Annotated in this window: 23 protein-coding genes; 19 read left to right on the forward strand and 4 right to left on the reverse strand. The window is 73.4% G+C overall.

All coding sequences use genetic code 11. The features are described from left to right. The first annotated feature begins 303 nt into the window (after positions 1-303). Positions 304-609: a hypothetical protein gene (locus VKA29_RS15465; protein ID WP_324786282.1), complete on the forward strand. Its 306-nt coding sequence runs from the start codon at positions 304-306 to the stop codon at positions 607-609. Further along, a complete protein-coding gene (locus VKA29_RS15470; protein WP_324786153.1) occupies positions 606-1,205 on the forward strand; it encodes a hypothetical protein in 600 nt (199 codons plus the stop codon). The genes VKA29_RS15465 and VKA29_RS15470 overlap by 4 nt, the downstream gene beginning before the upstream one ends. Positions 1,206-1,273: 68 nt before the next feature. Here the strand turns inward: VKA29_RS15470 and VKA29_RS15475 are convergent, their stop codons facing one another. Together VKA29_RS15475 and VKA29_RS15480 are read right to left on the reverse strand one after the other, a co-directional pair. After that, complete coding sequence (locus VKA29_RS15475; RefSeq protein WP_324786155.1) at positions 1,274-1,744, reverse strand: hypothetical protein; 471 nt, start codon at positions 1,742-1,744, stop codon at positions 1,274-1,276. Positions 1,745-1,750: 6 nt separating this feature from the next. Beyond that, entirely contained in the window at positions 1,751-2,728 is a 978-nt protein-coding gene (locus VKA29_RS15480) for a hypothetical protein (protein ID WP_324786156.1), read from the reverse strand. A 436-nt stretch (positions 2,729-3,164) separates the two neighbouring features. On the opposite strand from VKA29_RS15480, the gene VKA29_RS15485 reads away from it, so the two are divergent. Beyond that, positions 3,165-3,332 (forward strand): hypothetical protein, encoded by a 168-nt coding sequence (locus VKA29_RS15485; RefSeq protein ID WP_324786157.1) that lies wholly within the window; start codon positions 3,165-3,167, stop codon positions 3,330-3,332. A 346-nt stretch (positions 3,333-3,678) separates the two neighbouring features. Here the strand turns inward: VKA29_RS15485 and VKA29_RS15490 are convergent, their stop codons facing one another. Next, positions 3,679-5,028 carry a hydrolytic protein gene (locus VKA29_RS15490; protein WP_324786158.1) on the reverse strand — a complete coding sequence of 450 codons (1,350 nt, stop codon included), beginning with the start codon at positions 5,026-5,028 and terminating at the stop codon, positions 3,679-3,681. Between the two features lie 231 nt (positions 5,029-5,259). Between VKA29_RS15490 and VKA29_RS15495 the strand changes: the two genes are divergently transcribed. The 4 genes from VKA29_RS15495 to VKA29_RS15510 all read left to right on the forward strand — a co-directional run bounded on the left by VKA29_RS15495 (position 5,260) and on the right by VKA29_RS15510 (position 12,228). Beyond that, the gene (locus VKA29_RS15495) at positions 5,260-5,952 is read left to right on the forward strand and encodes a response regulator transcription factor (protein WP_420718496.1); all 693 of its coding nucleotides are present in this window, start codon (positions 5,260-5,262) and stop codon (positions 5,950-5,952) included. A 158-nt stretch (positions 5,953-6,110) separates the two neighbouring features. After that, a complete protein-coding gene (locus VKA29_RS15500; RefSeq protein WP_324786159.1) occupies positions 6,111-9,278 on the forward strand; it encodes a hypothetical protein in 3,168 nt (1,055 codons plus the stop codon). After that, positions 9,275-9,979 (forward strand): DUF4255 domain-containing protein, encoded by a 705-nt coding sequence (locus VKA29_RS15505; RefSeq protein WP_324786160.1) that lies wholly within the window; start codon positions 9,275-9,277, stop codon positions 9,977-9,979. Before VKA29_RS15500 ends, VKA29_RS15505 begins: the two co-directional genes overlap by 4 nt. Beyond that, positions 9,976-12,228: an AAA family ATPase gene (locus VKA29_RS15510; RefSeq protein ID WP_420718497.1), complete on the forward strand. Its 2,253-nt coding sequence runs from the start codon at positions 9,976-9,978 to the stop codon at positions 12,226-12,228. The genes VKA29_RS15505 and VKA29_RS15510 overlap by 4 nt, the downstream gene beginning before the upstream one ends. 131 nt (positions 12,229-12,359) lie before the next feature. On the opposite strand, the gene VKA29_RS15515 is transcribed toward VKA29_RS15510, so the two are convergent. After that, a complete protein-coding gene (locus tag VKA29_RS15515) occupies positions 12,360-14,177 on the reverse strand; it encodes a DUF4157 domain-containing protein (protein ID WP_420718498.1) in 1,818 nt (605 codons plus the stop codon). Between the two features lie 245 nt (positions 14,178-14,422). Here VKA29_RS15515 and VKA29_RS15520 point away from each other — a divergent pair, with 245 nt between their 5' ends. The 12 genes from VKA29_RS15520 to VKA29_RS15575 all read left to right on the forward strand — a co-directional run bounded on the left by VKA29_RS15520 (position 14,423) and on the right by VKA29_RS15575 (position 26,854). Further along, positions 14,423-15,979, forward strand: a complete 1,557-nt coding sequence (locus VKA29_RS15520) for a phage tail sheath family protein (RefSeq protein ID WP_324786162.1) — start codon at positions 14,423-14,425, stop codon at positions 15,977-15,979. Positions 15,980-16,014: 35 nt separating this feature from the next. Beyond that, positions 16,015-16,455, forward strand: coding sequence for a phage tail protein (locus VKA29_RS15525; RefSeq protein ID WP_324786163.1), 441 nt, complete (start codon positions 16,015-16,017; stop codon positions 16,453-16,455). Continuing rightward, positions 16,452-16,946 (forward strand): hypothetical protein, encoded by a 495-nt coding sequence (locus VKA29_RS15530; protein WP_324786164.1) that lies wholly within the window; start codon positions 16,452-16,454, stop codon positions 16,944-16,946. The genes VKA29_RS15525 and VKA29_RS15530 overlap by 4 nt, the downstream gene beginning before the upstream one ends. Then, positions 16,943-17,101, forward strand: a complete 159-nt coding sequence (locus tag VKA29_RS15535; RefSeq protein ID WP_324786165.1) for a DUF6760 family protein — start codon at positions 16,943-16,945, stop codon at positions 17,099-17,101. Before VKA29_RS15530 ends, VKA29_RS15535 begins: the two co-directional genes overlap by 4 nt. 2,830 nt (positions 17,102-19,931) lie before the next feature. Next, positions 19,932-20,381, forward strand: a complete 450-nt coding sequence (locus VKA29_RS15540; protein WP_324786166.1) for a hypothetical protein — start codon at positions 19,932-19,934, stop codon at positions 20,379-20,381. A 124-nt stretch (positions 20,382-20,505) separates the two neighbouring features. Continuing rightward, positions 20,506-20,931, forward strand: coding sequence for a phage tail protein (locus VKA29_RS15545; protein WP_324786168.1), 426 nt, complete (start codon positions 20,506-20,508; stop codon positions 20,929-20,931). Positions 20,932-20,993: 62 nt separating this feature from the next. Continuing rightward, positions 20,994-21,713 (forward strand): LysM peptidoglycan-binding domain-containing protein, encoded by a 720-nt coding sequence (locus VKA29_RS15550; protein WP_324786169.1) that lies wholly within the window; start codon positions 20,994-20,996, stop codon positions 21,711-21,713. Continuing rightward, the gene (locus VKA29_RS15555; protein WP_324786170.1) at positions 21,710-23,536 is read left to right on the forward strand and encodes a VgrG-related protein; all 1,827 of its coding nucleotides are present in this window, start codon (positions 21,710-21,712) and stop codon (positions 23,534-23,536) included. Before VKA29_RS15550 ends, VKA29_RS15555 begins: the two co-directional genes overlap by 4 nt. 45 nt (positions 23,537-23,581) lie before the next feature. Continuing rightward, positions 23,582-23,899 (forward strand): PAAR domain-containing protein, encoded by a 318-nt coding sequence (locus tag VKA29_RS15560; RefSeq protein WP_324786172.1) that lies wholly within the window; start codon positions 23,582-23,584, stop codon positions 23,897-23,899. Then, the gene (locus VKA29_RS15565) at positions 23,899-24,321 is read left to right on the forward strand and encodes a GPW/gp25 family protein (RefSeq protein WP_324786173.1); all 423 of its coding nucleotides are present in this window, start codon (positions 23,899-23,901) and stop codon (positions 24,319-24,321) included. The genes VKA29_RS15560 and VKA29_RS15565 overlap by 1 nt, the downstream gene beginning before the upstream one ends. Further along, positions 24,321-26,282, forward strand: coding sequence for a putative baseplate assembly protein (locus VKA29_RS15570; RefSeq protein ID WP_324786174.1), 1,962 nt, complete (start codon positions 24,321-24,323; stop codon positions 26,280-26,282). Before VKA29_RS15565 ends, VKA29_RS15570 begins: the two co-directional genes overlap by 1 nt. Beyond that, on the forward strand, positions 26,279-26,854 hold the full coding sequence (locus VKA29_RS15575) for a phage tail protein (RefSeq protein WP_324786175.1): 576 nt from the start codon (positions 26,279-26,281) through the stop codon (positions 26,852-26,854). The genes VKA29_RS15570 and VKA29_RS15575 overlap by 4 nt, the downstream gene beginning before the upstream one ends.

Consider the following 26,854-nt stretch of genomic DNA (forward strand, 5'->3'; position numbering starts at 1 on the left):
ACTTCTGTTCGCTCCGCTGCGCCTCCAGCCTCCGATGCCACGAAACAGCACGGCAGGTGCTGTATGTCCTCCCGCGGGGGGCCGCTCGGCCCCATGGGTCCCGCCGCCTCACCCGCGGTGTCAGCGGGCGGACGGGACAGGCCGTCGATCACGGCCCGTGACGCCTCGCCGTCCCGGGACCCCCTTGGCGACGGCCGGTCAACCGTGCTTGCGCACGGCCCCGTGCACGGCGTCCCTGGTGCGGTCGACGACGGCGGCGAGGGGACCGAGGGTGAGGTTCGCCGCCGCCGACCCGGTACCGGGGTGCGGACGGGTCGGAGCCGTCGCCTCGGCCGCGGCCATGGAGACCAGGCGTTCCGCAAGTGGCCGCTCGAGTCGTCCGGCCGGAACCCGATCAACCGGGCTCTCTTCGAGACCTGGTCGATCACCCTTGCCAAGCACGACGCCACGGACCTGGAGCGGCGCCGCGAGGAGATCGTCGCCCTGGCACGCGAGCGGATGACGCACGACTACCGATACCTGGAAGCCATCACATCCTCCACGGGTGACGTCCGCCGGGTGATGTACCGGTTCGACGCCACCGCCGAGATCGCGGAGGCAGGGAAGTGATCACCTCCCTGCGCGTCCGGCACTTCAAACGCTTCACCGACGCGCGCTTCCTCCTGCGCCCCCTCACCGTGCTCACCGGACTCAACGGCACGGGGAAGAGCACCACCATTCAGAGCCTGCTGCTGGTCCGTCAGCTCGCGGAAGCGCCGGCCGGCCGCGTGGTACAGCTGAACGGTCCCTACGGGCTCGCCCTGGGCGAAGCGCACGAGGTGCTGCATCCGGACGCCCCCGACTCCACCATCGAGATCCTGATCGGCGGCGACGCCACTCGGGAGCCGAGTGCGCACCGCTTCACGGTCCCCGACGAACAGGCGCTCCACCTGCGGGTGACCGATGACAGCGAGCCGCCGCCGGCCGAACTGTGCGGCCGGGGAAGCGCGTTCACCTACCTGTGCGCCGAGCGTCTCGGCCCGCGCGACCAACTCGGTGTCTCCGCGGAGCATCCCGACCTCATCGGAGTCGGCGTGCAGGGGCAGTACACCGCGCAGTTGCTCGCCCTGCACGAGACCCGGGCGGTGCGTGAGCCGCTGCTGCATCCGGCGACCCGGAGCACGGCGGCTACGCCGAGATGCGCGACTGGGTCGTACGGCTCCTGAGCGTGGTGCACGACCACTTCGCCGACGCTCTGGCCCTGCACTGCCTCACTGCCGGGTGAGGTCGGAGATCACCGGGTGAGGTCGGAGATCACCGCGATGGTCCACGCACGTATCGCTGTGAGCACGTCGAGCGGTGGCTTCTTCTCCCGAGCGGTGTTTCGTTCCGTGTCGTACTGCTCCCACAGTGGCTTCGACTCCTCCACGCTTCCGGCGGACGACAGCGGAACGTTCATGCATGAAACCTGGACTCGTTCGATCTCCGCCCCGCCGGCAGCCCAGTCGGCCAGGCGGTCCGCTTTCTGGCGCGGGGCCACCTGATAGCCGACTTCGAGGCTCGTGAGAGCGGAGCGCAGGTCGACAACCGCTTCGACGCAGGTCCGCGAGCGCTCGCGCTTCTGGGCCTTCTGGTCCATGCTGATCGGAACCCAGAATGCCACCAGGGCCACAACGAGACTGACGACAGCGATGGCAAGATTCAGGTGATCCGGCAGATTTCTCCATTTTGAGGCTGCCGCGGGCTCTGTGGCCTCATCGGTCATGCAGATTCACGCACATTTCTTCTCGACGAGGAGTACTGAAGGGGTGCTCTTCATTCCATTGGGGGTTATGGCGGATGCCGTGCTCGTCGTGCTGGTGAGCCCGCATTTCAGGCTGTTCCGGTCAGGGAGCAGCGCGGTGAATCTGATGTACACGTCGGCTCCCGGGGCGTAGGAGCCGACGTCGATGCCGCTCCGGGTGACACCGTCGGTGGTCTTCTTCCACTTGCCGCCGGTGGTGCTCAGGTAGATGCTCGTACTGCCGCGGACGTAACGGAAGCCGTCCGGCAGCTCCTCTTTCAGCACCACGTCGTCCTGCTGTGTGGTCCCGGTGTTCCGGTACTGGATCGTGTATGTCACGCGAGCCTCGGCCTCGAACCGTAGCCCGCTGTCATGACGGTCCGATCCGGCAGGCGTCACCGTCTGGCTCACCACGAAGTTCGGCTGGTCGGCGACAAATCTGAACCGCACATACCCCTCACACGTCTCCTCGCCGGTGACAATTCCGTTTCTGGTGGAACAGCCGACGAGGGTGCCCGCTTCCGAGAAGAGTTCCTCGGCGGGAAGTTTCAGACCCGCAGGGGTTGCTTTCGTGAACATCGCCGAGGAGTGGGGAACGATACGGATGGCAACCGGCTGATCCGCCGGTGTCGTGAGCACCAGTGACTTCCATACGATCGGTACGGCCGCGCTGTCGGATCGGAGCAGGCCGGAAATCCGCTCACGGCCCCGCACCGTTGCCGGCAGTTGAGCACGGGCCCTCGTCCCCGTACTCGCCCCGGCCCGCGTGCCGGGGGCCGCGTCGTTCCGGAAGAAGATGGACGCCTCGTAGGTCCGACCGGGTTCGAGAGCCACGTCGCCGTCCGTCTGCCGCCGGCCGGTGGAAACGTCTTCGACAGCGAGGAAGCTCGTCTCGTCCCCGTACCTGGGGTTGTCGGTCACCGAGTTCAGGACCGCCCGTCCGGGACGGGCGTGCTCGGTGTACATGTCCCGCTCGGGACCCCAGCCTGCGGTGACGGAACTCAGGTCGAGGCCTCCGGAGTTCTTTCCGTCGGAACGCCCGTCCGCGCCGCAGGCGGAAACGGCCCCGAGGCAGACGAGGAGGACGGCCGCCCACGCCCAGCGGTGAGCGCCTGCCGCTCCGCCTCGTGGCCCTGGAACGCCGCGCTGGTGCCTCGCCCCTTGCATCCCCCCACCGATCTGCCATCTGGCGTTGCCGTGATTATGGCGCGGATGCCGGTGAGTGACCACGGGCCGATCATGCCCGGAGCGCCGAGCGGTGCCACCGGTCATGGGATCCGGGGCAGGAGCCGGAGGTGCCGGCGGCCTTCTTCGCCGGACGTTGCTGCCGTCGGCCGTGATCGTTGAAAGGATCGGGCCGCTTCGGCGGCGACACGGAATCCACGAGGAGAAGAGGACTTCCATGAACGACGTTCACGTGCGCATCGGCACCCATCGGGACTCGTATCACACCGACACCGACTGCCCCGCGCTGAACGGCAAACCGGAGACGTTCGAGGGAATCGAGCAGATGTCCCGAGCGGACGCGGAAGCGCGGGGGCTCACGCATTGCCGGCGGTGCAAGGCGTAGCGGCCGCCCGGCGGGACGGAGGATCTCCCGCGGGCGCGTGACCCATGAGGCGATCGTGCGAGGGCCGGGTGTCACCGCCCCGGCGATGCGGTCCGGCACTCGCGCCCCGGGGGCCGCCGCTGACACCCGGCGCTCCGGTCCGGCGGCTGCGCCTCGTACCGGCCGGCGCGACCACGGGCCATGGCGCCGGGGTGGCGATGATTGCCGGGGTGAACGGGAAAGACCGCCATCGGCCCGGTTGCCGGTTTTCAGACCTGGGTTATCGATTTCCGGACGGAACCACTTGGCGCCCTTTACAGATGTACTCGCCACTGATCGAGAATGAGCGGGAACTCTGAGGTTGGGTTCACTGCTTGGTGCTGCTGAGCACGCCGCTCACGTTCAGCACCTCGTGACATCCCTGTGCCCGGCGGCCGGTGGCCGGAGTGCCCGGCTTTGCGCAGGTCACTTCGATGGTCACGGCGTCGTTCGCGGGGATCTTGATGGGGGTGACCCAGTGGTAGTCCTGGTTGCGGAAGGTCTCCAGGGCGATTGTGGTGATCTTGCGGTCCCCGAAGGTGATCGTCAACACCCCTTCGTCACCTTGGAAATTGGCGACAACGATGTCCGTCACGCCGAACACGCTCTTCTCCGGGACCTTGTAGGTACCGGTCCTGGTCTCCCCGCCGGCCGTCTTCAGATCGATGGTCGCCGAGCTCTGCTGACCGCCGCCGACCGCGGTGCCGTCGCCGGTCGCGGTGCCGTCGCCGCCCGATCCGGATCCCAGCCCCTGGCCCGACCCCTGCGCGCCGGGCGATGCGCTCGCACCGCCGCCGGAACCGACGCCGGGTCCCTGCCCGTTGCCGCCCTGCTCCCCGGCGGGCGTGGGGCGCGGCCGCACCGCCTCGTCGGCCGCCTCCTTCGCGGCGCTGCGCACCGCCGGGCGGACCAGCGCGAACCAGGCGAGAAGCAGTGCGAGCAGCGCCGCGAGCAGGGCGAGCAGCCACTTGGGGAAGACCGGGATCTGGACGAACTCCGCGTCCAGCGGCGGCCGGTGGACCGTCTCGTCCGGCCGGTTCCGCTCCCGGTCCCCGGTCTCGGCGGTGTCCACGGTGAACGGCCACACCACCGGAGAGCCGAACCACACCGGCTTGCCCGTGCGGACCCGCAGCCCGACCTCGGCCGACTCGCCGGGCTCCAGCTTCGGCTCGGCCGGGTTGAAGGCGAACGCCAGCTCCTCGCCCGCCTGGCCGGGGGTGAAGCCCACCCGGACCGGTGTGTTGCCCCCGTTGCGCACGGCCAGCCGGTAGCGGCCGCGCAGCCAGCCGCGCCGGCGGCGCGGGAGCAGCTCGGTGCGCAGCTCGTGGAACGCCGCCACGTGCACGGTGGTCTCGGGGACCCGTACCGCCTCGGGGTGTTCAGCCGGCAGGACCCGTACCGCGAGGGGTATCTCGCCGGCCCGGATCTCCGGGGAGCGCGGCGGCGCCAGCCGGATCGTCACGGTCTCGGAGGTGCCGGGGTAGAGGGAGACCCGCGCGGGTTCCACGGTGGTCCAGGAGGCGCAGTCGCCGACGACCTCCAGGCCGTAGGCCTCGACGATGTCGCTGTCGTTGCGGACAGTCAGACTGGTCGTGGCGGTGCCGCCCGGGACCACCGTCACGACCGGGATGTCGAGTCCGGGCGCACCGGGACCGGAAGAGGCTGCAGAAGGCGTCACGCCACCACCGTAGGAACACCGGCGGGTGTAGGCCGAGGGGCGCGAGGGCAATGTCCGGGCAGTCGTGATGCCTGCACAGTCACCGCCAACTCGCTTTCTGTACAACTCTGTTGAAGTAGTGCGAGGGGCTCCCGTGCGCCGCCTTCCGGCGTTCCGCGGGCCCAGCGATCCTGTCCCGCGAACCCCGGACAGGTACCCCCCCGACCTTGCGCAGAGGAGAACAGCCGCGCCATGTCCGCCCCCACGTCATATGAATCCGCAACCACCGGCTTAGGACACTGGGCCTCTCGCACCGGCCGGCCGGAGCGGGTGACCGTGGCCCTCTACGCCGCCGATCCCGTTCTGCGCGTCGGCGTCGTCCAGCAGTTGCGCCAGCGCCCCGAGGTCGACCTGCTCGCGGAAGACGCCGCCGCGGACGCCCAGGTGTCGCTGGTGGTCGTGGACAACGTCGACGACGACGTGGCCGAGTTGCTGAACCGGCTGCGGCTCAACTCCTCCACCCGCGTGGGCCTCGTGGTGAGCACCCTCGGCTCCGAGGCACTGCAACGCGTCATCGAGTGCGGTGTCGCGGCGGTGCTGCGACGCGGCGAGGCAGACCAGGACCGGCTGGCCCACCTGGTGCTGGCGACCGCCAACGGGGAGGGGGTGCTGCCCGGTGACCTGCTGGGCAAGCTGCTCAGCCACGTCGGCGCCCTGCAACGCTCGCCGCTCGATCCGCGCGGCCTGTCCCTGGCCACGCTGACCACACGGGAGGCGGACATGCTGCGCCTGGTGTCGGAGGGCATGGACACCGCGGAGATAGCCCGCAAGACCGCCTACTCCGAACGGACCGTCAAGAACGTGCTGCACGAGATCATCACCCGCCTCCAACTCCGCAACCGGGCCCACGCGGTGGGCTACGCGCTGCGCAACGGACTCATCTGAGACGCCCGGGACGAGAGCCGGGTGCTCCGGTGCTGCCCGAAAGCACACCACTCGTTTCCCCCGGGCACGGCTCCGCCGCCCTGCCGTGCCGGCGCGCGGCCGTCGCAGGGTGGCGGGGGCACGGCCACGTGCCGCACCAGACCGCGAGGGGGATCTCGATGGGAACCGGTGGCCCCGGCGGGCGGTACCGCCCGGGCAGACTCGGCATGGCGTTGCTGCTGCTCGTCCCGCTGCTGGCGGTGACGGGCGCATCCGGGCAGGGCAGCGCCGAGTCCGCACCGCGGGCCGCGGCGGCCGGCACCGCGGACGCCCGGATCGCCTACGCGGGCACCCGGCACCGCAGCCTCGGCCGGGTGACCGGCAGCACCACCAGCACCCCGCTGTTCGGCGCGGGCCCGGCCCACCAGGACGTCCAGCCGTCCGCCCTCGGCGATCAGGTGGTCTTCGCGAGCCTCCGCGACGAGCGGACCCCGCAGATCTACCTGCGGTCCGCCGACGGTTCCGTACGGCGTCTGACCAGCGGCATGGACGCCGCGCACCCCCGTCTGACCCCGGACGGCGGGTCCGTGGTCTTCGACGCGGCCGAGCCGGACGGCGCGGGCGGCGGGAGCCAGCGCGACCTGTGGCTGGTGCGCACCGACGGCACCGGTCTGACGCGGCTCACCGACACCCCCGCGAACGAGGAGTGCCCGACGGTCTCCCCGGACGGCCGGCGGCTGGCGTACGCCAGTGACACCGATGCCCTGGCCGGGGAGCAGATCTACGTACGGCCGCTGGCCGGCGGCACCGTCACCCGGGTCACCGACCCCGCGAACGGCACGGCCACCGACCCGGTGTGGAACCCGGTCGACGACGCCACGCACCAGGACCTGATCGCGTACACCGGCGCCGCGCCCGGACAGTCCGGCCCCCGGCTGAGGGTGACCGACGGGACCACCGACGGGCCGCTGCTGGCGGGCGAGCAGGCGGACTGGCGTACCCACGGGGCAGCCTGGCTGCCCGACGGGGACGGTGTGCTGTTCCTCAGCCCCGACCGCACCTGCTCCTGCGAGGGCGACTGGGACCACGTGTTCCGGGTGGCCGCGCATTCCGCCGACACCCCTTCGGTGGTGCTCAGCGAGGACCGGGAGGTCTCCTCCGTCACCTGGCTCGGCCCGCTCGACGGCGGCAGCGCGGTGGTCGAGCGCGTCTCGGCGTCCGGCCCGCACGTGGTGACGCTGCAGGACGCCCGGTCGGACGGCTCCGACCCGCGCGATCTGGGGCTGACGATCCTGGAGGAGGACCCGGCCGCCGACACCCACACCGATCCCGCCCAGGACCCGCTGTTCCAGCCCGCGTCCGGATACGACCCGTGGACCGAGCGGCAGAGCTACACGCCCGACGGCCGCCGGATCGTGGTGACCCGCTTCGAGGACGGCCCGGAAGGCCGCAAAGAGCGGATCTGGACGGCGGACGCCGACGGCTCCGGGGCGGCGCCGCTGCCGCTCGCCGGACGCGGAGCGACGGACTGGGACACCGACCCGGCGTTCTCCCCGGACGGCAGGTACCTCGCCTTCACCCGGACCTCGCCGGGCGGCGTCGGCGGGCCCAGCCGCATCCTCGTCGCGGACGTGGCCACCGGCGCGATCACCGGGGAGATCACCCCGCCGGCCGGGGAGCAGACGGGCCGCGACGCCCAGCCCACCTGGTCCTCCGACGGCAGCACACTGGCCTTCACCCGCAGCGAGGTGATCGACGGCAACGGCGGCAACAAGCACATCTGGACCGTGCCGGTGGCCCACCTCGACCAGCAGCGCGACCTGAGCGCCACGATCTGCCCGGGCGCCTGCGAGGTCATCGACGACAGCCCGGCGTTCTCGCCGGACGGGACCGCCTTGGCCTTCAACCGCAAGAGCGGCGGCGGCCGGATCGACGAACGCGACGGCATCCTCCTGACCTCCCTCACCGGCGACGACTGCCGGGTGCTGACCCCCGCCGCCGCCCGGGGCCTGCCCGGCGCCTGCGGCCGGCAACTGCCGGACACCTCGGCGACCGGCCCGTTCCAGCCGCGTGACGCCGCCTGGACGTCCGACGGCAAGGGCCTGGTGATCAGCTCGCGGGCCGCCGTCGCCGTCAACAGCCCCGAGAAACTGAGCCTGTTGGACGTCGAATCCGGCGACCTCACACCGCTCACCGGCAACCTGCCGGGCCGGCAGAAGGAGCCCAGCGTCCAGCAGTCCGTGGACCTCGCCGTGCACGCGCCCGGCACCACCCCGCAGGTCACCGTCGGCACGTCCGTCACGGTCGGCGTGGACCTGGTGAACCAGGGCCCCGCCGCCTCCCCGGGCACCACCCTGACCATCGTCCCGCCGGCCGGCCTGCAGGTCACCGGGGTGACCTGGCCCGGCGGCACCTGCGACGCCGCCGCCTACCGGTGCGACGTGGGCGTGGTGCGGCCCGGCGGCACCGTCACGGTGAGCGTCACCCTCACCGGCCGCACCGCCGGCGACCAGCCCGTCGACTGGTCGGTCACCGGCACGGTCCTGGACCCCGCACCCAGCGACAACGCCGGCCGGACCGTGATCCCGGTGCGCGAGGCCACACCCACGCCGACCCCGACCCCGACCCCGACGATCCCGATCCCGATCCCGACCCCGACGGCCCCGCCCCCGACCGTGCCCGCCGAGCCGCCCGCGCCCGACGCCGGACCCGGGGTGAAGGTCACCGCCCAGCCCGACCCGGGCTACGTCGGCGGGCGTGTGGTGGTCACCTACACGGTCCGCAACGGCCGCAACGCGCTGGCCACCGGGCTGCGGCTGCACATCGGCCTGCCCGCGGGCATCCCCGGCAACGGCCCGCCGGAGGGCTGCGACCGGTCCTGGGTGTGCGCGCTGCCGGACCTGAAGCCGGGCGCGAGCACCGTCGTCCGGGTCGTCCTGAGCCCCGACAAGGCGCTGACCGGCCGCGTCACCGGCGTGCTCACCACCACCGGCACGGACGCCGACAACAGCGACAACACCGCCGGGCAGCGGCTGCGCATCCTCCAGCCGCGCATCGTCGCGGTGCCGGAGGTCGGCAAGCCCGGCTTCGTCACCTCCGTGCGCGGCAAGGACTTCCCGCCGGGAGCGCCGGTGCGGTTCACCTGGAAGCCGGGGATCACCGCCGCGGCGGCCCCGACCGTCCCCCGCCCCGACGGCACGTTCACCGGCCAGCTGCTCATCCTCGCCAAGGACCAGACCGGTCCGCGCGTCATCACCGCCAAGGGCCCCGGCTTCTCGCCCGTGAAGACCGACTTCCTGGTGGTCAGCGGCAGCATCCAGCCGCCCGACGAGGTGACCCGCCGGTGATCCACGAGGTCGACGAGGGGCTGCGCCGGCTGCTCGGCGAGTCCGGGCTGGAGGCGTCGGGCGTCGAGGTGGTCTTCGACGCCCCCACCCGGGACTGGGCGGCCCGCCGCAGCGCCCCCACCGTCTGCGTCTTCCTCTACGACATCCGGGAGGACGCCACGCGGCGCGGCAGCGGCACCGGCGAGGTGTACGACGAGGACGGGCACCTGGTGGCACGGCGCTCCCCGCCGCGCTGGTTCGAGCTGACGTACCTGGTCACCGCGTGGGCGAACCGCCCGCAGGACGAACACCGCCTGCTCTCGCAGGTGCTGGCGACCCTGGTGGCCACTGGCACCCTGCCCGCCCGGCTGCTCACCGGCACGCTCGCCGAACTCGGCCTGACGGTGGCCCTCGACACCGCCGGGGCCGGCGCGGACGGGCCGGCCGCCGTCGACGTGTGGTCGGCGCTCGGCGGGGAGATGAAGGCATCACTCCAGGTACGGGTACGGGCGCCGCTCGCCGGGGTGAGCGGTGCGACCGCACCGCCGGTCACCGAAGGCCTCGTCGTGCGCTCCGCCGCCCGCGGCGAGGACGGGGAGGCGGCGCCGGGCCGCCGACTGCGCTACAAGGAGGCGACCGACCCGGGCCCGGACGGCTTCGCCGGCCCGCGCGAGCGCGGCCCCGCCCCGGCCCGTCGCCGCCGGGGGGACCGCCGGCCATGACCCACACCATCGAACCGGTGACCACTGACACCGCGTGCGAACCCACCGGCGTGGAACACCTGTGGTCGCGGCTGAGGCTGGTCGAGGAACGGGTACGCCACGCCGTCGCCGTCCGCCGTGCCGCCGACCCCGATCCCGGCGACCCGTACCGCGGCCAGTACCTCACCCCCGAGGCGGTCGCCCGCATCCTGGACGAGCCGGGCGGCCTCGCCGTCCCCGGGCACCAGCCGTGGCAGCCGCCCGCCGGTTCCGTCCTCGACGGCCTCGCCCGGCGGTTCGGCCTGTCCCCGCTGGACCTGGACCTGCTCCTGGTCGCGGTGGCGCCCGACCTCGACGCGCGCTTCGAGCGGCTCTACGGCTACCTCAACGACGACCTGACACGTCGCAGGCCCACGGTCGGGCTGGCCCTGGAACTGTGCGGGCTCGCCGGGGCCGCGCCCGCCCGGTTCCGGCTCACCCCCGGAGCGCCGCTGATCGAGGGCGGCCTGGTGGTCGTCACGGAGCCCGAACGTCCGCCACTGTCAAGGGTGCTGGTGGTTCCCGACCGGGTCACCGGGCACCTGCTGGGCAGTGCCCGGCCCGACGCCCGGCTCGCGGGGGTGCTCGGCGAGGCCCGCGAGGACCCGACCGCCGAGCCGGCGGAAGTCCACCGCACGGCGGCCGCGGCGCGCACCGGCGTCGGCCTCGTCCATCTGCGCAGCCGGGGCGGCGACGCGGCGGGGCTGGCCACCGCCGCCCTGCGCGCGGCCGGACTGCGTCCGCTCGTCCTGGACGCGGGGGCGCTCGCCCGGCGCCCCGGCGACGTACCGGAACTCGCCCGGACCGCAGCCCGCGAAGCCCGCCTCGTCGGCGCCGGGGTCCTCCTCGGCCCCTTGGAGGCGTTGCCCGCGGAACCCGCCGAACGGGCCCGCACGCTCGGGGCCCTGTGCGCGGCGCTGCGGGGGATGCCCCTGCTCACCCACGGCACCGTCGGCTGGGCCCCGGAGTGGGCGGCCGACACCCCCGTCGTCCTGAACGTGCCGGCGCCTTCCCCCGAACGGCAGGCCGCCCGCTGGCGGCACGCCCTCGAACGGGCGGCCGGTGACGACGGCTTCGGTGACGACGACTTCGGTGACGGCTCCGGTGCCGGCTTCGGTGACAGCTCTGGCGACGGCTTCCGCGGCGGTCTCGCGACCGGTGACGACTCCCGTGGCGGCTCCCGGGGAGGTTCCCGTGGCGGCTCCCCGGGCGGTTCCCGCGGCGGTCTCGCGGCCGGTGACGTCGCGGCGCTCGCCGAGGCGGTCGCCGCGCACCGCCTGGACTCGGGGCAGTTGCACCGGGCCGCCGACGTGGCGGTGCGCACGGCCGCCCTCGCGGGCCGCCCGGTCCGCCCCGACGACCTGCGCACCGCCGTACGCGCCCAGAACGGTGCGGGGCTCGACCGGCTCGCCCGCCGGGTGGAGCCGGGCGTCGGCTGGGACGACCTGGTGCTGCCGCCGTCCACCCACCGCCGGCTGCGCGAACTCGCGCTCCGCGCCCGCCACCGCGAGCAGGTGCTCGGGCAGTGGGGGATGCGTCCCGGCGGCGGCCGGGGACGTGGCGTGATCGCGCTGTTCGCCGGCGAGTCGGGCACCGGCAAGACCATGTCCGCCGAGGTCGTCGCCGCCGACCTGGGCATGGACCTGTACGTGGTGGACCTGTCCACGGTCGTCGACAAGTACATAGGGGAGACCGAGAAGAACCTGGAGCGCATCTTCACCGAGGCCTCGGCGGTCAACGCGGTGCTGCTCTTCGACGAGGCCGACGCGATCTTCGGGAAGCGCTCGGAGGTGAAGGACGCGCACGACCGGCACGCCAACATCGAGTCGGCCTACCTGCTGCAGCGCATGGAGTCGTTCGACGGCATCGCGGTGCTGACCACCAACCTGCGGGCCAACCTGGACGAGGCGTTCACCCGGCGGCTGGACGTGGTGGCCGACTTCCCGGTGCCCGACGCCGGCCGGCGCCTCGACCTGTGGGAGCGCTGCCTGGGCGACCGCCTGCCCCGGGCCGGCGACCTGGACCTCGCGTTCTGCGCCGACCGTTTCGAACTCGCCGGCGGGTCCATCCGTGCCTGCGCGGTGACCGCGGCCTACCTGGCGGCCGAGTCCGGCAGCCCGCTCACCATGCGGCAGCTGGTGACGGCGGTCGCCCAGGAGTACCGCAAGCTCGGACGGCTGGTCCTGGAGAACGAGTTCGGCCCGTACCTGGCGGTGGCCACCGGCGCCTGATCCCTCGTCCCGGACCGGACCTTTCCGGGCCGTACGAGTGTGGCGCGGGCGGACAGGCGGGTACGGCGGTGCACCGGGCCAGGTCCGTGCCGGGACCGGCGGCGGTCACCGAGGCGTGGGCGGTGCGGCGTTCAACGTCGGGAGCCACCGGGGCCGTGGATCTCGCGGTCCCTCTCGTATCCCTCCTGCGCCCAGCCCGCGATCTTCCGCAGTTCGGTCTTCAGCTCGTCCCAGGTCTTGAAGTAGTTGCCGATCGAGCGGATCTCCATCGGGATCACGGTGGAGCCCTCGACCTGGTGCGGGGCGATCTCGTTCATCCCGCCGAACACCTGCTGCTGGGACACGCTCGGCTCGCCCTTCAGGGCCGACTTCGCGTAGGTCTCCAGAGTGACCGGTTCGAGTCCCGCCAGCTGCCTGACGCCGTTGTCGAAGAAGCTCAGTGTCTCGCCCCGATTCTCCGTCTTCTCCTGGTACTCGGCCAGCCGGTCGACGATGCGGTTGCTGTTCCGCTTCAGGTAGGCCTGTATGTCGCTGTCGAGGAGCCGGTACGCGTCGGTGAGCCGTGAGCGGGAGAGGAAGATCGTCTGGTTCTTGATCTGACCGGCGTCCTCCTCCTGCGCGAGGTAGTCGGCCATGGCCGCGACCTGGGTGTAGTAGAGCTGGAGGAAGCCGTCGAGGGAGTCGGTGTCGGTGCGGCCGCGCTTCTTGCCCGTGGTCGAGTTCTCGAACTTCTCCAGTTCGGCCGCGGCAAACGGTTTGGCCTGGTTCAGCCGGAACAGGGCCCGGGGCAGCATCGCGTCTGTGACGTCCGGGGCCTCCTCCCGGTAGTGGTCGAACATCAGGGGGACACCGGCCAGCGGCACACCGATGGTGTACTGGACGTAGAGCCCGTCACCGTAGTCCGGCTGCCCGGCCTTCTCGGTGTAGCCCTGGCTGCTGAGCGTCACGTCCTGTCCGCCGGACAGGATCTCCAGGTCCACCGTTGCATCCTCCAGCGACGTCCCGTCGACCGCGCCGTAGAAGTCGTCGCGGACCCTCCTGATCTCCTCGACGATCCGGTCGAGTTCCGCCGGGCCGTCCTCCGCCTTCGACCCCACCACCTGGACGGCGCCGGAGACGAACTCGACGTTGGAGTACGAGCCGCCGCTGTCCAGGCCCCTGCTGTCCGAGACGACCGTGAAGTCCTCCGTCTCGCTCTTCGCCAGATTGGTGTCGCCGGCGAGTTTCCGGCCGCTGCGGTCGTTGACCCGCTTGTCCACCTCGACCTCGAACCCTTCCATGCGTTGCACGGTACGCCCGGACGCCGAGGCGGGGACGGCCTGGGCAGCCGGGCCGGCCGGGGCGGTCGGAGCCGCCGCGGGCTCGCTCACCGGCCGGGCCATCACCCGGGTGGCCGTCGCCTCGGCCTCGCGCTCGAAGCGGTCCGACGGGTCGGAGACCGACACTCCCGTCCCGTCGTCCGTACCGGCGACCGGCCCGCGGCGCTGCTGGATGACGTGCGTCAGCTCGTGGGCGAGCGTATGGGGGTCTGCGCCGCCCTTGCCGATGACCACGTGGTTGCCCGAGGTCCAGGCCCGCGCGCCGAGTTCCGCCGCCGAGCGGTGGGCCGCCTTGTCGGTGTGCACGCGGACGTCCGAGAAGTCGGCTCCGAGCCTGGCCTCCATCTCGGCCCGGACCGGTTCGTCGAGGGGTTTCCCGGCCGAGCGCAGAACCTCGTTCACCTCGCCGGAGTCCGGCTGCTGAGGGGCGGGCGTGGTGCGTGCTCGGCGGGCGATCATGCCGGTGGCCGCGGCGTTGCCCGCGCCGCTCTGCGCCGCGCGGAGTGCGGCGGCGGTGAGCGGGGGCGGCACGGTGGCGCCGGCCGAGGGCGTCTCCCGCCGGGCGGAGGCCGGGTCACGCGCCGGCTGCCGGGTCTCCGCCTGCTCGTTCCGCGCCCTGGATTTCCGCATCCGCTGCCTCCTCGTCGGCGCACCCCCGCCGCGGCCCCCAGTGGACCGTGCGGGGCGACGCCTCTGCCAGGCCCACGCGGGCACCGGCGGGGCAAAGACGGGTGACGCCCGGACGGCCCGCGGTGGTGCGGAAGGCAGCGGCCCTGCCCCCGTCCAGGTCCGCAGGCCCCTGCCGCCTCGGCGGACCCCCGCGCAGACTCGGCCTGGACACAGGTGACCGACCCGCAGGACGCGAAGGAGCGAGCATGCCGACGTACCTCACCCCGGGCGTGTACGTGGAGGAGGTGCAGTCCGGTGCCCGACCGATCGAAGGGGTCGGCACCGCCGTCGCCGCGTTCGTCGGGTTCGCGGAGAGCGGCCCGTTCCACACGCCGACGCTGGTCAGCAGCTGGGACCAGTACACCCAGCTGTTCGGCGGCTTCACCGAGGGCGCCTACCTGCCCCTCTCGGTCCACGGCTACTTCAGCAACGGCGGCGGCGCCGCCTACATCGTGCGGATCGGCGGCCGGGCCGACGACGCCTCCGCCCCCGCCGCGGACGGCGGACGGCGCGCGGACCGGGCGGCGCAGCCGGTGGCCCTCGGCGGCTTCCTGGTCGCCGCCCGGCCGGGCGTCACCGGGGTGACGGTCGAGGCCGCCGACCCGGACGGCGAGAACCCGCCGGAGGACCGCTTCAAGCTCCTGGTCCGCCAGGGCGACCAGGTGGTGGAGACGTACGAGGCCTCCACCCGCAAGAACGTCAAGGGCTACCTGGTCACCCAGGCCCGCGCCTCCAAGCTGATCCAGGTCACCGAGCAGCAGGGGGCCGCCCAGAGCAGGCCCGCCGCCCAGACCCTGGCGGTGCCCGACGCCCCGGCCGCGCCCGCCGGCAACGGCTCCGGCGAGGTCGCCCGCCTCGACGCGGCCGAGTACGTCGGCGACGCCGCCGCCCGCACCGGGTTCGGCGGCCTGGAGACCATCGACGAGATCACCATGGTCGCGGTGCCCGACCTGATGAGCGCCTACCAGCGCGGCGACATCGACGCCGAGGGCGTGCGGACCGTGCAGCTCGCGGTGATCTCGCACTGCGAGCAGATGGGCGACCGCGTCGCCGTCCTGGACACCCCGCCCGGCCTGGGCGCCCAGCAGGTGCGCGCCTGGCGCAACGACGAAGCGGGCTACGACTCCCGGTACGCCACCCTCTACTACCCCTGGGTGCGCGTCTTCGACCCGGCCGCCGGACGCAACACCACCGTCCCGCCGAGCGGTCACATCGCCGGCGTCTGGGCGCGCAGCGACGCCGAGCGCGGTGTGCACAAGGCGCCCGCCAACGAGGTGATCCGCGGCGCGGTGGACCTCGAAGTCCGGCTCAGCAAGGGCGAACAGGACCTGCTGAACCCGATCGGCGTCAACTGCGTACGGGCCTTCCCCGGCCGCGGCATCCGCGTCTGGGGCGCCCGCACCCTCTCCTCCGACCCGGCCTGGCGCTACCTCAACGTGCGCCGCCTCTTCAACTACCTCGAGGAGTCAATCCTGTTGGGCACCCAGTGGGTGGTCTTCGAACCGAACGACGACCGGCTGTGGTCGAGCATCCGGCGCAACGTCACCGCGTTCCTCACCGAGGAGTGGCGCCGGGGCGCGCTGTTCGGCCGCACGGCCGAGGAGGCGTTCTACGTGAAGTGCGACCGCGACAACAACCCGCAGGAGTCCATCGACCAGGGCCGCGTCGTCTGCGAGATCGGCGTCTCACCGGTCAAGCCCGCGGAGTTCGTGGTGTTCCGCCTGGCCCAGTTCTCCGACAGCACCAGCCTCATCGACGAGTGACCCGCGGGTTCGGCAAGGGAAGGTGACAGACAGTCATGGCAGAGGGCGATGCTCTTTCCACCCACGTCTTCGGCGTGCAACTGGGCGGCTACCGGGTCGAGTCGATCCAGGAGATCAGCGGACTGACCGTCGAGGAGGACGTCGTCGAGGTCAAGCAGGTCAGCGACCAGGGCAAGCAGATCATCCGCAAGCAGCCCGGCGCCCGGCAGGCCGGCGAGGTGACGATCACCCGGGGACTCGACAAGAGCAGCGAGTTCACCAAGTGGATCAAGGAGACCCTGAACAAGGGCGCCGTGTCCTCCGCACGGCAGAACCTCACCATCGAGATCATGGACTCCGAGCTCAACACGGTCCGCCGCATCCAGCTGATGCAGGGCTGGGTGTCCCGGTGGGAGGGCCCGTCGCTGAAGGCGGGGGAGTCGTCTCCGGCCACCGAGTCCGTGACGATCGTGTTCGAGGAGATCACCGTCGAATGAGGCGTCGTACGGTCACGGCGGGCAACCTGGACGAGATCCTCGCGATGACCGCGCCCGCCCAGCCCGCGGAGCAGGCGGCGCAGACCCCCGCCGCCGCTCCGCCGCCGCGCGAGGATCATGGGCTGCGCACCGAGTTCGAGTTCGAACTGCCGCGCGGCTACGTGGACGAGGCGGGCACGGTGCACCGGCACGGCGCGATGCGCCTGGCCACCGCCCGCGACGAGCTGCGCCCGCAGATCGACCTGCGGGTCAAGGAGAACCCGGCGTACCTGAGCGTGGTGCTGCTGAGCCAGGTGATCACCCGGATCGGCACGATCACCGACGTGCACGCCGGGATCGTGGAGCGGATGTACGCCACCGACGTCGCCTTCCTCCAGGACTTCTACCGCCGCGTCAACAGCGAGGGCCACACCCGTGCCGCGGTGACCTGCCCGCACTGCGAGGGCGGCTTCGAGGTCGACCTCTCGGGTGGGCGCCTGGGGGAATCGTGACGTACGCCCTTCCCCGGCTCCGGGAGGAGGTCGCGTACATCGCCTATCACTTCCACTGGCCGCGCGAGGAGATCCTCGACCTGACCCACGACGAACGCCGGCAGTGGGTGGCCGAGATCGCCCGTATCAACACCCGTGTGAACGAAGGCGGTTGAGGACATGGCATGGCGGGACTGGCTGCGCCGCCGGGCCACCGGGCACGACCCGTCCGGCGCCCGCCCGGGCCGCAGGAGCGCGCCGGGTGACGCGGGGTCCTCCGTGCCCGGCGGTCAGGGTTCCTCGGGGGCGCCGGGCGGTCCGGGTTCCTCGGGGCCCGGTGGTCGGGGTGCTGCGGTGCCGGATGGTCGGGGTGCTGCGGTGCCGGGTGGTCCGGTTTCCGCGGTGTCCGGCGGTCCGGGTGGTGCGGTGCTCGGTGACGCGGGTCCTTCCGTGCCCGGCGACTGGGACGGGGGGTGGCGTCGCACCGCCGCGCCGGAACTCACCGTGTCCCGCGCCCCGCTCGCTGTCAGCGACGGCCTTGCCTTCCGCGCGGGCCTGGCCGCCTGGCAGAACCCCTCCTTCGACAGCGGCCTCGGTCACGCACTGCTCCCGGCCGCTCCGACCGGCCTGGTGCGCGGTGTCACCCGCCCGGCGGCTCCCCGGCCCACCTACGCCGCCGGGGGGCCGCTGCTGCTCAGGGCATTGCGGCCGGAAGGGGCGGACGGCTCGGGGGAAGGAGCCCCGGATCCCGGGACCCCGGACGGGCGAACAGCCGCCCCGACACCGCCGGTCGCCCACCGGACGGGCTCGGCGGAACGGAGGGCCGGCTCGGGGGAGCCCGGCTCTGGGAAGCCCGGCCCGGCGGAGGTCGGCCCGGCGGAGGTCGGCTCGCGTTCGTCCTCCGTCGTACGGCCCTCCGGTGGCGGTTCCGATGACAACAGCACGCCGACTGGGGGACGTTCGCGTCACGACGCTCCCCGGACCCGTGGCCTCACGCCCTCGGAATCCCCGGTCGTGCTCTCCCCGCCGGTTCCCGTGGCCCGACGGGCCGCGCGGGCGGGCGCCGGCCCGGTCGTGTTCCCCGCCGACACCGGCAGCCGGCCGGCCGCCTCCACGACTCCACTCGTCCGACGTGTGGCAGTGGTTCCGCCCGCGGTCGCCGCCTCGGCCGCCGACGGGGCCGCGAGCCGGGCCGCCTCGGAGACACCGCCCGGTGCGTCCGGGCCGGACCACGGCCGTGGCTCCCGGGCGTCGGCCGCTTCCGGGGGCCGTACGCCCGCGGCCCCGGCCGTACAACGCGCCACCGAGCGAGCGACGGCAACCCGGCCCGCCCGCTCCGGCGGCGAGGCGTCCCGTCCCGCCGTCCAGCGTGCCGCGACGGAGGTGACCGGGCCCGAGCCCACTCGGCAGGTCGGGCGGTCGGAGGCGCCCCGTGTCACCGGCCCGGCCGAGGGCCGACCGGCAGCAGTTGCCGTCCGGATCGGCTCGTCGGGGCCCCGACTGACCGTCGCCCGTCGCCCGTCCGGACCCGTGCGCCGCCTCACCGCGGTGCGGCCCGCCGCCGTCGCTGCGCCCGCCACCGCCACCGCCACCGCCCCCGCCACCGACACCGACACTCCGGCCGCCTCCGGCACGGCGGCACCGCTTCGTACGAGCGCGGGCCACACCGCGCCCGTACAGCGCGCCGCCACACCCGCGGGCAGCCGCCCGCCCCTCGGCGCCCCACTGAACGAACTGCCCGCCACCGCGACGCCGTTGTCGCAGGACGCCACCGTGACCGGTGCCGCAACCGGTGCCGCAGCCGCGTCCGCCCCGACGTTGCCCGTAGTCCAGCGCCAGGCCGACACCCCGGAGCCGGACGACGGCGGTACGAGCGGCGTGAAGGGAACCACACCCGCAGCTCCGGCCGACGCCCCCCGTCGGACCTCCGCCCCCGGCGACACCGGTGCCCGCGTGCGCGGCGGCCTGGGCGCGCCCCTGCCCGCGCTGCCTCCGAGCGCCGAACTGCCCGGTGCGGCCACGTCCGGTGCCCGCGTCTCCCGTACGGTGTCCGGCCCGGACGTCCAGCGTGCCCCGGTACGTCAGGACCAGAACCCCGCGACCGCTCCGGTAGCCCCGCCCGCCGGTGTCGCGCCCCGCGCGCGGGGCGCGGACGCCCCGCTGCTGGGGGCGACCGATGTCCAGCGCCGCCTCACGGACGGACCCACCGTGGTGAGCCCCCCCGCGGACCACGCGAGCGGGATCGCCACCCCGCTGGTCACACCGCCCCCGGCGGCCGCGGCCGACCGCCCAGCACCAGCGGGCGCGGCAGCCACGGAAGGCGCGGCAGGAAACGCGCGACTCCCCGGCACGACATCCGGTGCGCCGGGCTCCGGTGCGCTGGGCTCCGGTGCGTCGGGACCCGGTGGGTCGAGCTCCGGCGGAACGGGCTCCGGCAGGCAACGGTCCCAGGGCCCCGCCGCCCCGGCCCCGATGGTCGTGGCCAGGGCCGTGGCCTCGGGCACCAGCGGCGCCCGGCCCTCCGGGCCCTCCGGCCCGGCAGGCCCGAGCCCGCTCACCGTGACCGGCTCCGCCGCACACTCCGCCATGCCCGCGCCCCGCTCCCTGGCGCTGCTCGCCGCCCGGCCGCTCACCCTGAGCACCCGGACCCCGGAAGGAGCGGCGTCGTCGGCCGCCGCCCGCTCCGGTGGCCGTCCCGTGGTGGCGGCGCGCTGGCCCGCCGCCACGGCTGCCTCCCCGGACGACAGCACCCCGAGCACCGCACCGGCCGCCGGGGTCTCCGGGCGCCCGGCATCCCGCCCGTCCGCCGCCCACGCGCCGACCGGGCCGCACATCCAGCGGGCCACGACCGCCTGCCTCGGACCCCATGACCCACATGGATCACATGACCCACACGGATCACACGACCCACAGAGCCCACACGGACCACGCAGCCCACACGGCGAGGGCACGGGGGTACGAGCGACCGCCACCCCCGCAGCTCCCGCACCCGTCCAGCGCGCCCCGGTGGTCCGTCCCGCGCAGCTCCGCCCGGCGACCACCGCCGTACCGGTGAAGCCCCTGCCGGTGACCGCCCCGCAGGCGCCGCCGCTCTCGGACCGCCCGTCGGCCGCCCCGGCACCGGCGGCGACCGTCCCCGTGGTCCGGCCACGCACCGTCGCGCCGGGCCCCGGTCCGACCACGGGACCGGCGACCCCCGTTCAGCGCGACACCACCGGCACGGGCGGCGCCGACCTGCCCAAGGGCGTACCGGGCGTACAGGTCAAGGAGGTACCGGCACGCGGCCAGACGCGGCCGGCCGCCCGCCGCCCCGGGACCCCTCAAAACGACCCCGGCCCCGACCTCGACCTCGACGACCTGGCGCGCCGACTGCTCGACCCCGTGTCGCGGCTGCTGCGCACCGAACTGCGGCGCGGCCGCGAACGCACCGGCCGCCCCTACGACGGACGCCGCTGAGGGCACGCGACGGGCGACGAACCCCTGACCGACAAGTGACCGACCGACCGACTGCCCAACTGGCCGACTGCCCTACTGAACGCCTGACCGACTGACCGACGACCGACGGACGAGTGACGGACGCATGACCGACAGCATCTTCGCGACGAGCGTGTTCTTCCGGCTCGCGATCGGCGGCAACGACCTGGGCGCCTTCCACACCTGCTCCGGCATGGGCGCCGAGGTCGAGATGGAGACGTACGCCGAAGGCGGCAACAACGGCTTCACCTGGCAGCTGCCCGGCCGCGTGACCTGGTCGAACATCACCCTCACCCGGCCGGTCACCGCCGACACGGCGAAGATCGCCCGCTGGCTCGACGAGACGCTGAAGCGGGTGGAGCCCAAGGACGGCGAGATCGCGGCGCTGAGACCGGACCTGACCCGGATCATCAGCTGGCAGGTGCTCGGGATCGTCCCGGTGCGCTGGCAGGGCCCGTCCTTCGACCCCGCCGACTCCCGGGCGGCGGTGGAGACCCTGGAGATCGCCCACCAGGGCCTGCGCCCGTCCTGAACCGCTCCCACTCACCCACCCGTTCACCGGCACGTGTCCGTCACCCGGAAGGAGGTCCCGCCGTGTCCCCGGCCCGCACAAGCCGAACCAGGGCCCAGCTGACCCTGAAGGAGCCCCCGGCCTCCGTCGGGGCGAAACCCGGCGGGACGATCGCCCGGCTGAGCCTCCAGTTCAACCCCTCCACCCTGCAACTGCACAAGACCACCGAGTGGCGGCGGTCCCCCTCGCGGATGGCGGGGCAGTCGGCGCTGCCCGAGTTCGTCGGCAGCGGCCCGCGCCGGCTGAGCCTCGAGGTGTTCCTGGACGCCACCGCCACCCACGACAACTCCGTGGAACTGGCGGTGGAGAAGCTGATGAAGGCGTGCGTGCCGACCCCGGCGAGCCTGGGCCGCAAGAAGCCGGCCAGCCCGTGGGTCCGGTTCGAGTGGGGCACGGCGCGGACGACGTCGTTCGACGGCGTCCTCTCCAGCCTGTCGGTGACGTACACGCTGTTCGACGTGGACGGGAAGCCGCTGCGGGCCACCTGCGAGCTGTCCATCGAGGAGGCGAGCGTCGACGCGCCGGGCCAGAACCCGACGTCCGGCGCGCGCACCGGACGCAGCACGCACACCCTCGTGGCGGGCGACAGCCTGGCGCTGCTCGCCTGGCGGGAGTACGGCGACGCGACGGCCTGGCGGGTCATCGCGGAGGCGAACGACATCGACGACCCGATGGCTCTCGTGCCCGGCACCGAACTGGTGGTGCCGGGGCTGCGCGACACGGGCGCTGAGGAGGACCGGTGACCACACCCGAGGCGCGCGGCGGCCGGTCCTTCGCGGCGGACCCCGTCGTGGAGGCGCCCGGCGAACTCCCGCAGATCTGGGCCGCCCAGCTGGTGAACTGCGTGGTGGACGAGAACGTCGGCCTGCCGGACGCGGCGGTGCTCACCTTCCGCGACCCCGACCACGAATTCCTCCAGGCCACCGGCATCACCATCGGCACCCCGCTGAAGGTGTCGGTGGTGACCGTGTCCGGGCAGGTGCGCGAGCGGCTGTTCAGCGGCGAGGTGACCGCCCTGGAACTGGACCGGGACCACACCGGCTCCTTCACGGTCGTGCGCGCCTACTCCAAGGCGCACCGCCTCCAGCGGGGCCGCAAGGTGGTGGCGTACCGCGACATGACGGCGGCGGAGATCGTCCGCAAGGTGGCCGCCGGGGCCGGGCTGGCCTGCGGCCGGGTCGAAGCCGTGCCGGTAACCTACCGGCAGCTGTCGCAGGCGAACGTGTCCGACTGGGACTTCCTGCAGTTCCTGGCGGGGGAGAGCGGCGCTCAGGTGCGCTTCGACGACCAGGGGCTGCTGCAGTTCACCAGGCCGCTGAAGGCGTCCGGCGCGCCCGCGCCGTCGACCCCGGCCACCCGGAACCCCATGGTGCTGGAGTACGGCCGCAACCTGCTGGCGCTGCGGGCCTCACTGTCGGCCGCGGACGGCGCGTCCCAGGTGGAGGTGCGCGGCTGGGACGTCACCACGAAGCGGCCCCTGGTGGCCCGCAAGGCGTCGGTGACCAGCGGCACGGTGGTGCCGGGACTGAGCCCGACGGCGGGCGCCTCCCGGTTCGGCAGGTCGACGAAACTGACCGTCACGGACACCCCGTACCGCACCCAGGCCGAGACGAAGGCGGTCGCCGACGCCGCCGCGGCCCACGTCAGCGCCGGATTCGCGGAACTGGAGGCGGAGGCCGAGGGCAACCCCAGGCTGCGGGCGGGCAGGCCGGTGGCGCTCGGCAACGTCGGGCAGGACTTCTCCGGCCGGTACACCGCGACCGCGGTGCGGCACGTCATCGAACCGCACGGCGGCTACCGGACCACGGTGTGGGTCAGCGCCAGCCCGGACCGCTCCCTGACCGGCCTGGTGACCGGGGCGAACGCGCCGAGCCGCGGCCCGCGCATCCCCGGTCTGGCGATCGGCGTGGTGACGGACGTACGCGAACCGGGCGGCGCCCAGAACGGCGCCGTACGACTCAAATTCCCCTGGCTGGACGACACTTACGTCACCGACTGGGTGCGCACCGTGCAGTGGGGCGGCAAGGGCGGCGGAGGCGTGGTCAGCCCCGAGGTCAACGACGAGGTCCTGGTCGGCTTCGAACAGGGCCTGCTGGACAGCCCGTACGTCATCGGCGGCCTCTACAACGGCGTGGACCAGCCCTCCCCGCACGACGTCCCGCTCATCGACAGGACGACCGGGAAGGTCAACCGCCGTTCCGTCGTGTCGCGTTCGGGACACCGGGTGGAACTGCTGGACGCCGCCGCCCCGGGCCCGTCCGGACTGAGACTCGTGACCGGCGACGAACGCCTGGAAGTACGCCTCGACGACCGGCGGGACCGGATCGAGGTGACGGTGAACGCCGGGCGGGGCAGCCCCCTCACCTCCGTCGTGCTCGACGGCACCGGCATCACCCTGGACGCACGGCAGGGCAACGTGACCGTCAAGGGGCGGCAGGTGGACCTGGAGGCCACGGCCGGGGTCCGGATCGACGGCGCCTCGGTCAAGGTCACGGGCAGGACGGACGTCACCATCGACGGCGGCCTGCTGGGCGTCCTCAAGGCCAAGCTGCTCCGGATCAACTGAGGCCGGCCCGAATCCGTAACCGACGAAGGACGAAAGGAGCACCGCATGCCGGCCGCAGCCCGTTCCGGTGACCCCACCAACCACGGCGGCGTGATCGCCACGCCGCCGCCCGGCGCGGCCGCGGCGGTCGCGAGCGTGCTCATCGGCGGCCGTCCCGCCGCCGTCGTGGGCAGCCTGCACACCTGCGCGCTGCCACCGCACCTGGCCCTCGGACCGGGCAACGTGATCATGCCCGACCCGGCCGCCCTCGCCACGGGCCAGGTCCTCATCGGCGGACTCCCGGCCGCCCGGATGCGTGACAAGACCACGTGCGGCGCGATGATCTCCGGCGGCGACCCGACCGTGCTGATCGGGGGCGTGTGATGAGCGAGCGGTTCATCGGCCGCGGCTGGGGTTTCCCGATGCGGGTCGGGCCGACCGGCGGGATCGGCATGGTCGAGCGGGAGAGGGAGATCGAGGAGGCGATCCGCCTGGTCCTGGGCACCGCGCCCGGCGAGCGCCCCATGCGCCCCGAGTTCGGCTGCGGCATCCACGACTACGTCTTCGCGCCCGGCGACGGCGCCACCGCCGGACGCATCGCGCAACAGGTGCGCGAGGCCCTGGAGCGCTGGGAGCCGCGCATTGCCGTGGACGACGTGGTGGTCGCCTACGACGCCGTCGAGGACGGCACCCTCTACATCGACGTGCACTACACCCTGCGATCCACCAACGACCGGCGCAACCTGGTCTTCCCCTTCTACACGATCCCCTCCGAGGAGGGGGCCGAGGAACGGGGCGCCGGCTGATGACCCTGCCCTCCCCCAACCTGGACGACCGGCGGTTCCAGCAACTCGTCGACGAGGCGAAGCGGTACGTGCAGCAGCGCGCCCCGGAATGGACCGACCACAACGTCTCCGACCCCGGCGTCACCCTCATCGAGACGTTCGCCTACCTCGTGGACCAGCTGCTGTACCGGCTGAACCGGGTCCCGGACAAGAACTACACCGCGTTCCTCGACCTGCTCGGCATCCGCCTGTTCCCGCCGGCCGCGGCGGTGGCCGAGGTCGACTTCTGGCTGTCGGCGCCGCAGCCCGACACGGTGACGCTTCCCGCGGGCACCGAGGTGACCACGGCGGGCGGCGAGAGCGACGAGGCCGTGGTGTTCACGACCACCGACGAACTCCGCATCATCCCATCCGAGTTGACCCGCCTGGTGACCGCACCCCGCACCGGCGACCAGACCGACCGGACCGGCGAGCTGGCCGAGGGCCGTCACATCCCCGTCTTCCAGGCGGCCCCCCAGCCCGGCGACGCTCTGCTGTTCGGCCTCCCGGCCGCGGTGCCGCGCTGCGTCGTCGCGGTGCGCCTGGACAGCCGCGTCGAAGGCATCGGCGTGGACCCCCGCCAGCCCCCGCTGGTGTGGGAGGCGTGGGACGGCGGCGGCTGGCAGCCGTGCGAGACCGGCGAGGACACCACCGGCGGCCTGAACCGGCCCGGCGAGGTCGTCGTGTACGTACCGCCCGGGCACACGGCGTCGGTGATCGGCGGGACCCGGGCCGGCTGGCTGCGCTGCCGGGTCACCGAGGCGGAGCCGGGCCAGCCGTTCTACTCGGAGTCCCCGACGGTGCGCGAGGCGTCGGTGTTCACCGTGGGCGGCACCATGTCCGTCGAACACGCCGAGACCGAGACCGACGTCCCGCTCGGCACCTCCGAGGGGGTCCCGGGCCAGACGTTCCGGCTCGGCCGCCCGCCCGTCCTCCTCGACGGCGAACCCCCGGTGCTGGAGGTGTCCTCCCCCGAGGGCTGGCAGCGCTGGCACGTCGTGGACCACTTCGGCCGCTCCGGCCCCGCCGACCGCCACGTCCAAGTCAACGCCACCACCGGCGAGTTCACCTTCCCGCCCGCGCTGCGCGAACCGGACGGCACCCTGCGCCAGTGCGGCGCCGTACCGCCCAAGGGCGCCCGGATACGGGTGGCCCGCTACCGCACCGGCGGCGGCCCCGCCGGCAACGTCGCCCGCGGCGCGATCTCCGTACTGCGCAGCTCCGTCCCGTACGTGGCGCGGGTCGTCAACCGGGAGGCGGCCCGCGGCGGCGTCGCCGGCGAGACCGTCTCCAACGCCAAGCTGCGCGCGCCGGACGCCCTGCGCATACAGGAACGCGCGGTCACCGCCGAGGACTACGAGATCATCAGCCGCCAGGCCGCCCCCTCGGTACGCCGGGTCCGCTGCCTGCCCGCCGCCGACGGTCCGGGCGCGGTGCGGGTCCTGGTGGTGCCGGACGCGGTCGCCGACGAGGGCGACGACCGCCTCCGCTTCGAGCAGCTCATCCCCTCCGACCAGGTACTCCGGGCGATCGCCAAGAGCCTCGACGAACGACGCCTGATCGGCACCCGCCTCGTCGTCGAACCGCCGGTCTACCAGGGGGTCACCGTGGTCGCCAGGCTCGCGGCGGCCCCGGCCGACACCGACCGCGTCCGCGACGCGGCACTCGCCGCGCTGTTCCGCCACCTCAACCCGCTGGTCGGCGGCCCCGACGGCACCGGCTGGCCGTTCGGACGACCGGTCCAGTACGGCGACGTCTTCGGCGTCCTCCAACGCGCCACCGGCAACACACTCGTCGAGGAGATCAAGCTCTTCCCCGCCGACCCGATCACCGGGCGCCGCGGCGCACCGACGGACCGCATCGACGTGGCGCCCGGCGCGCTGGTCTTCTCGCACCAGCACCAGGTGGTCGTCACGGCCCTGGAGCCGGAGGCACGCGGATGAGCCGCGCCGCGATCCCCGGCCTGCCGAGCCGGTACCCGATCGGTGAGCAACTCCCCGCCCTCTACGCCGACGACGACTTCGCGCAACGCTTCACCGCCGGCCTCGACACCGTCCTCGCCCCGGTCTTCGCCACCCTCGACAACCTGCCCGCCTACCTCGATCCCCGGGTGACCCCACCCGACTTCCTCGCCTGGCTCGCCTCCTGGGTCGGCGCGGCGCACGACCCCCGCTGGCCGCTGCAACGCCGCCGCGAGGCAGTGCTCCGCGCCGTGGAACTCCACCGCTGGCGCGGCACCAGACGCGGCCTGACCGAAGCCCTCCGACTCACCCTCGGCGTCCACGCCGAAGTCACTGACGACGGCACCGCCGTATGGTCCAACACCCCCGGCACCGACCTCCCCCCGGAGCCCCCCACCGAGGTCCTGGTCCGCGTATGGCCGTCCGACGAGGCGCCCCCAAACCCGGCCCGCATCCGCGAGGTCGTCAACACCATGCGCCCGATCCACACCACCTGCCGCCTGGAGATCCTCCCCGGCCCACCCACCGACGAGCCCACCGACGAAGGAAGGTGA

It is taken from the genome of Streptomyces sp. H51 (genome assembly GCF_035656535.1).
In the GTDB taxonomy this organism is placed as follows: Bacteria; Actinomycetota; Actinomycetes; order Streptomycetales; family Streptomycetaceae; genus Streptomyces.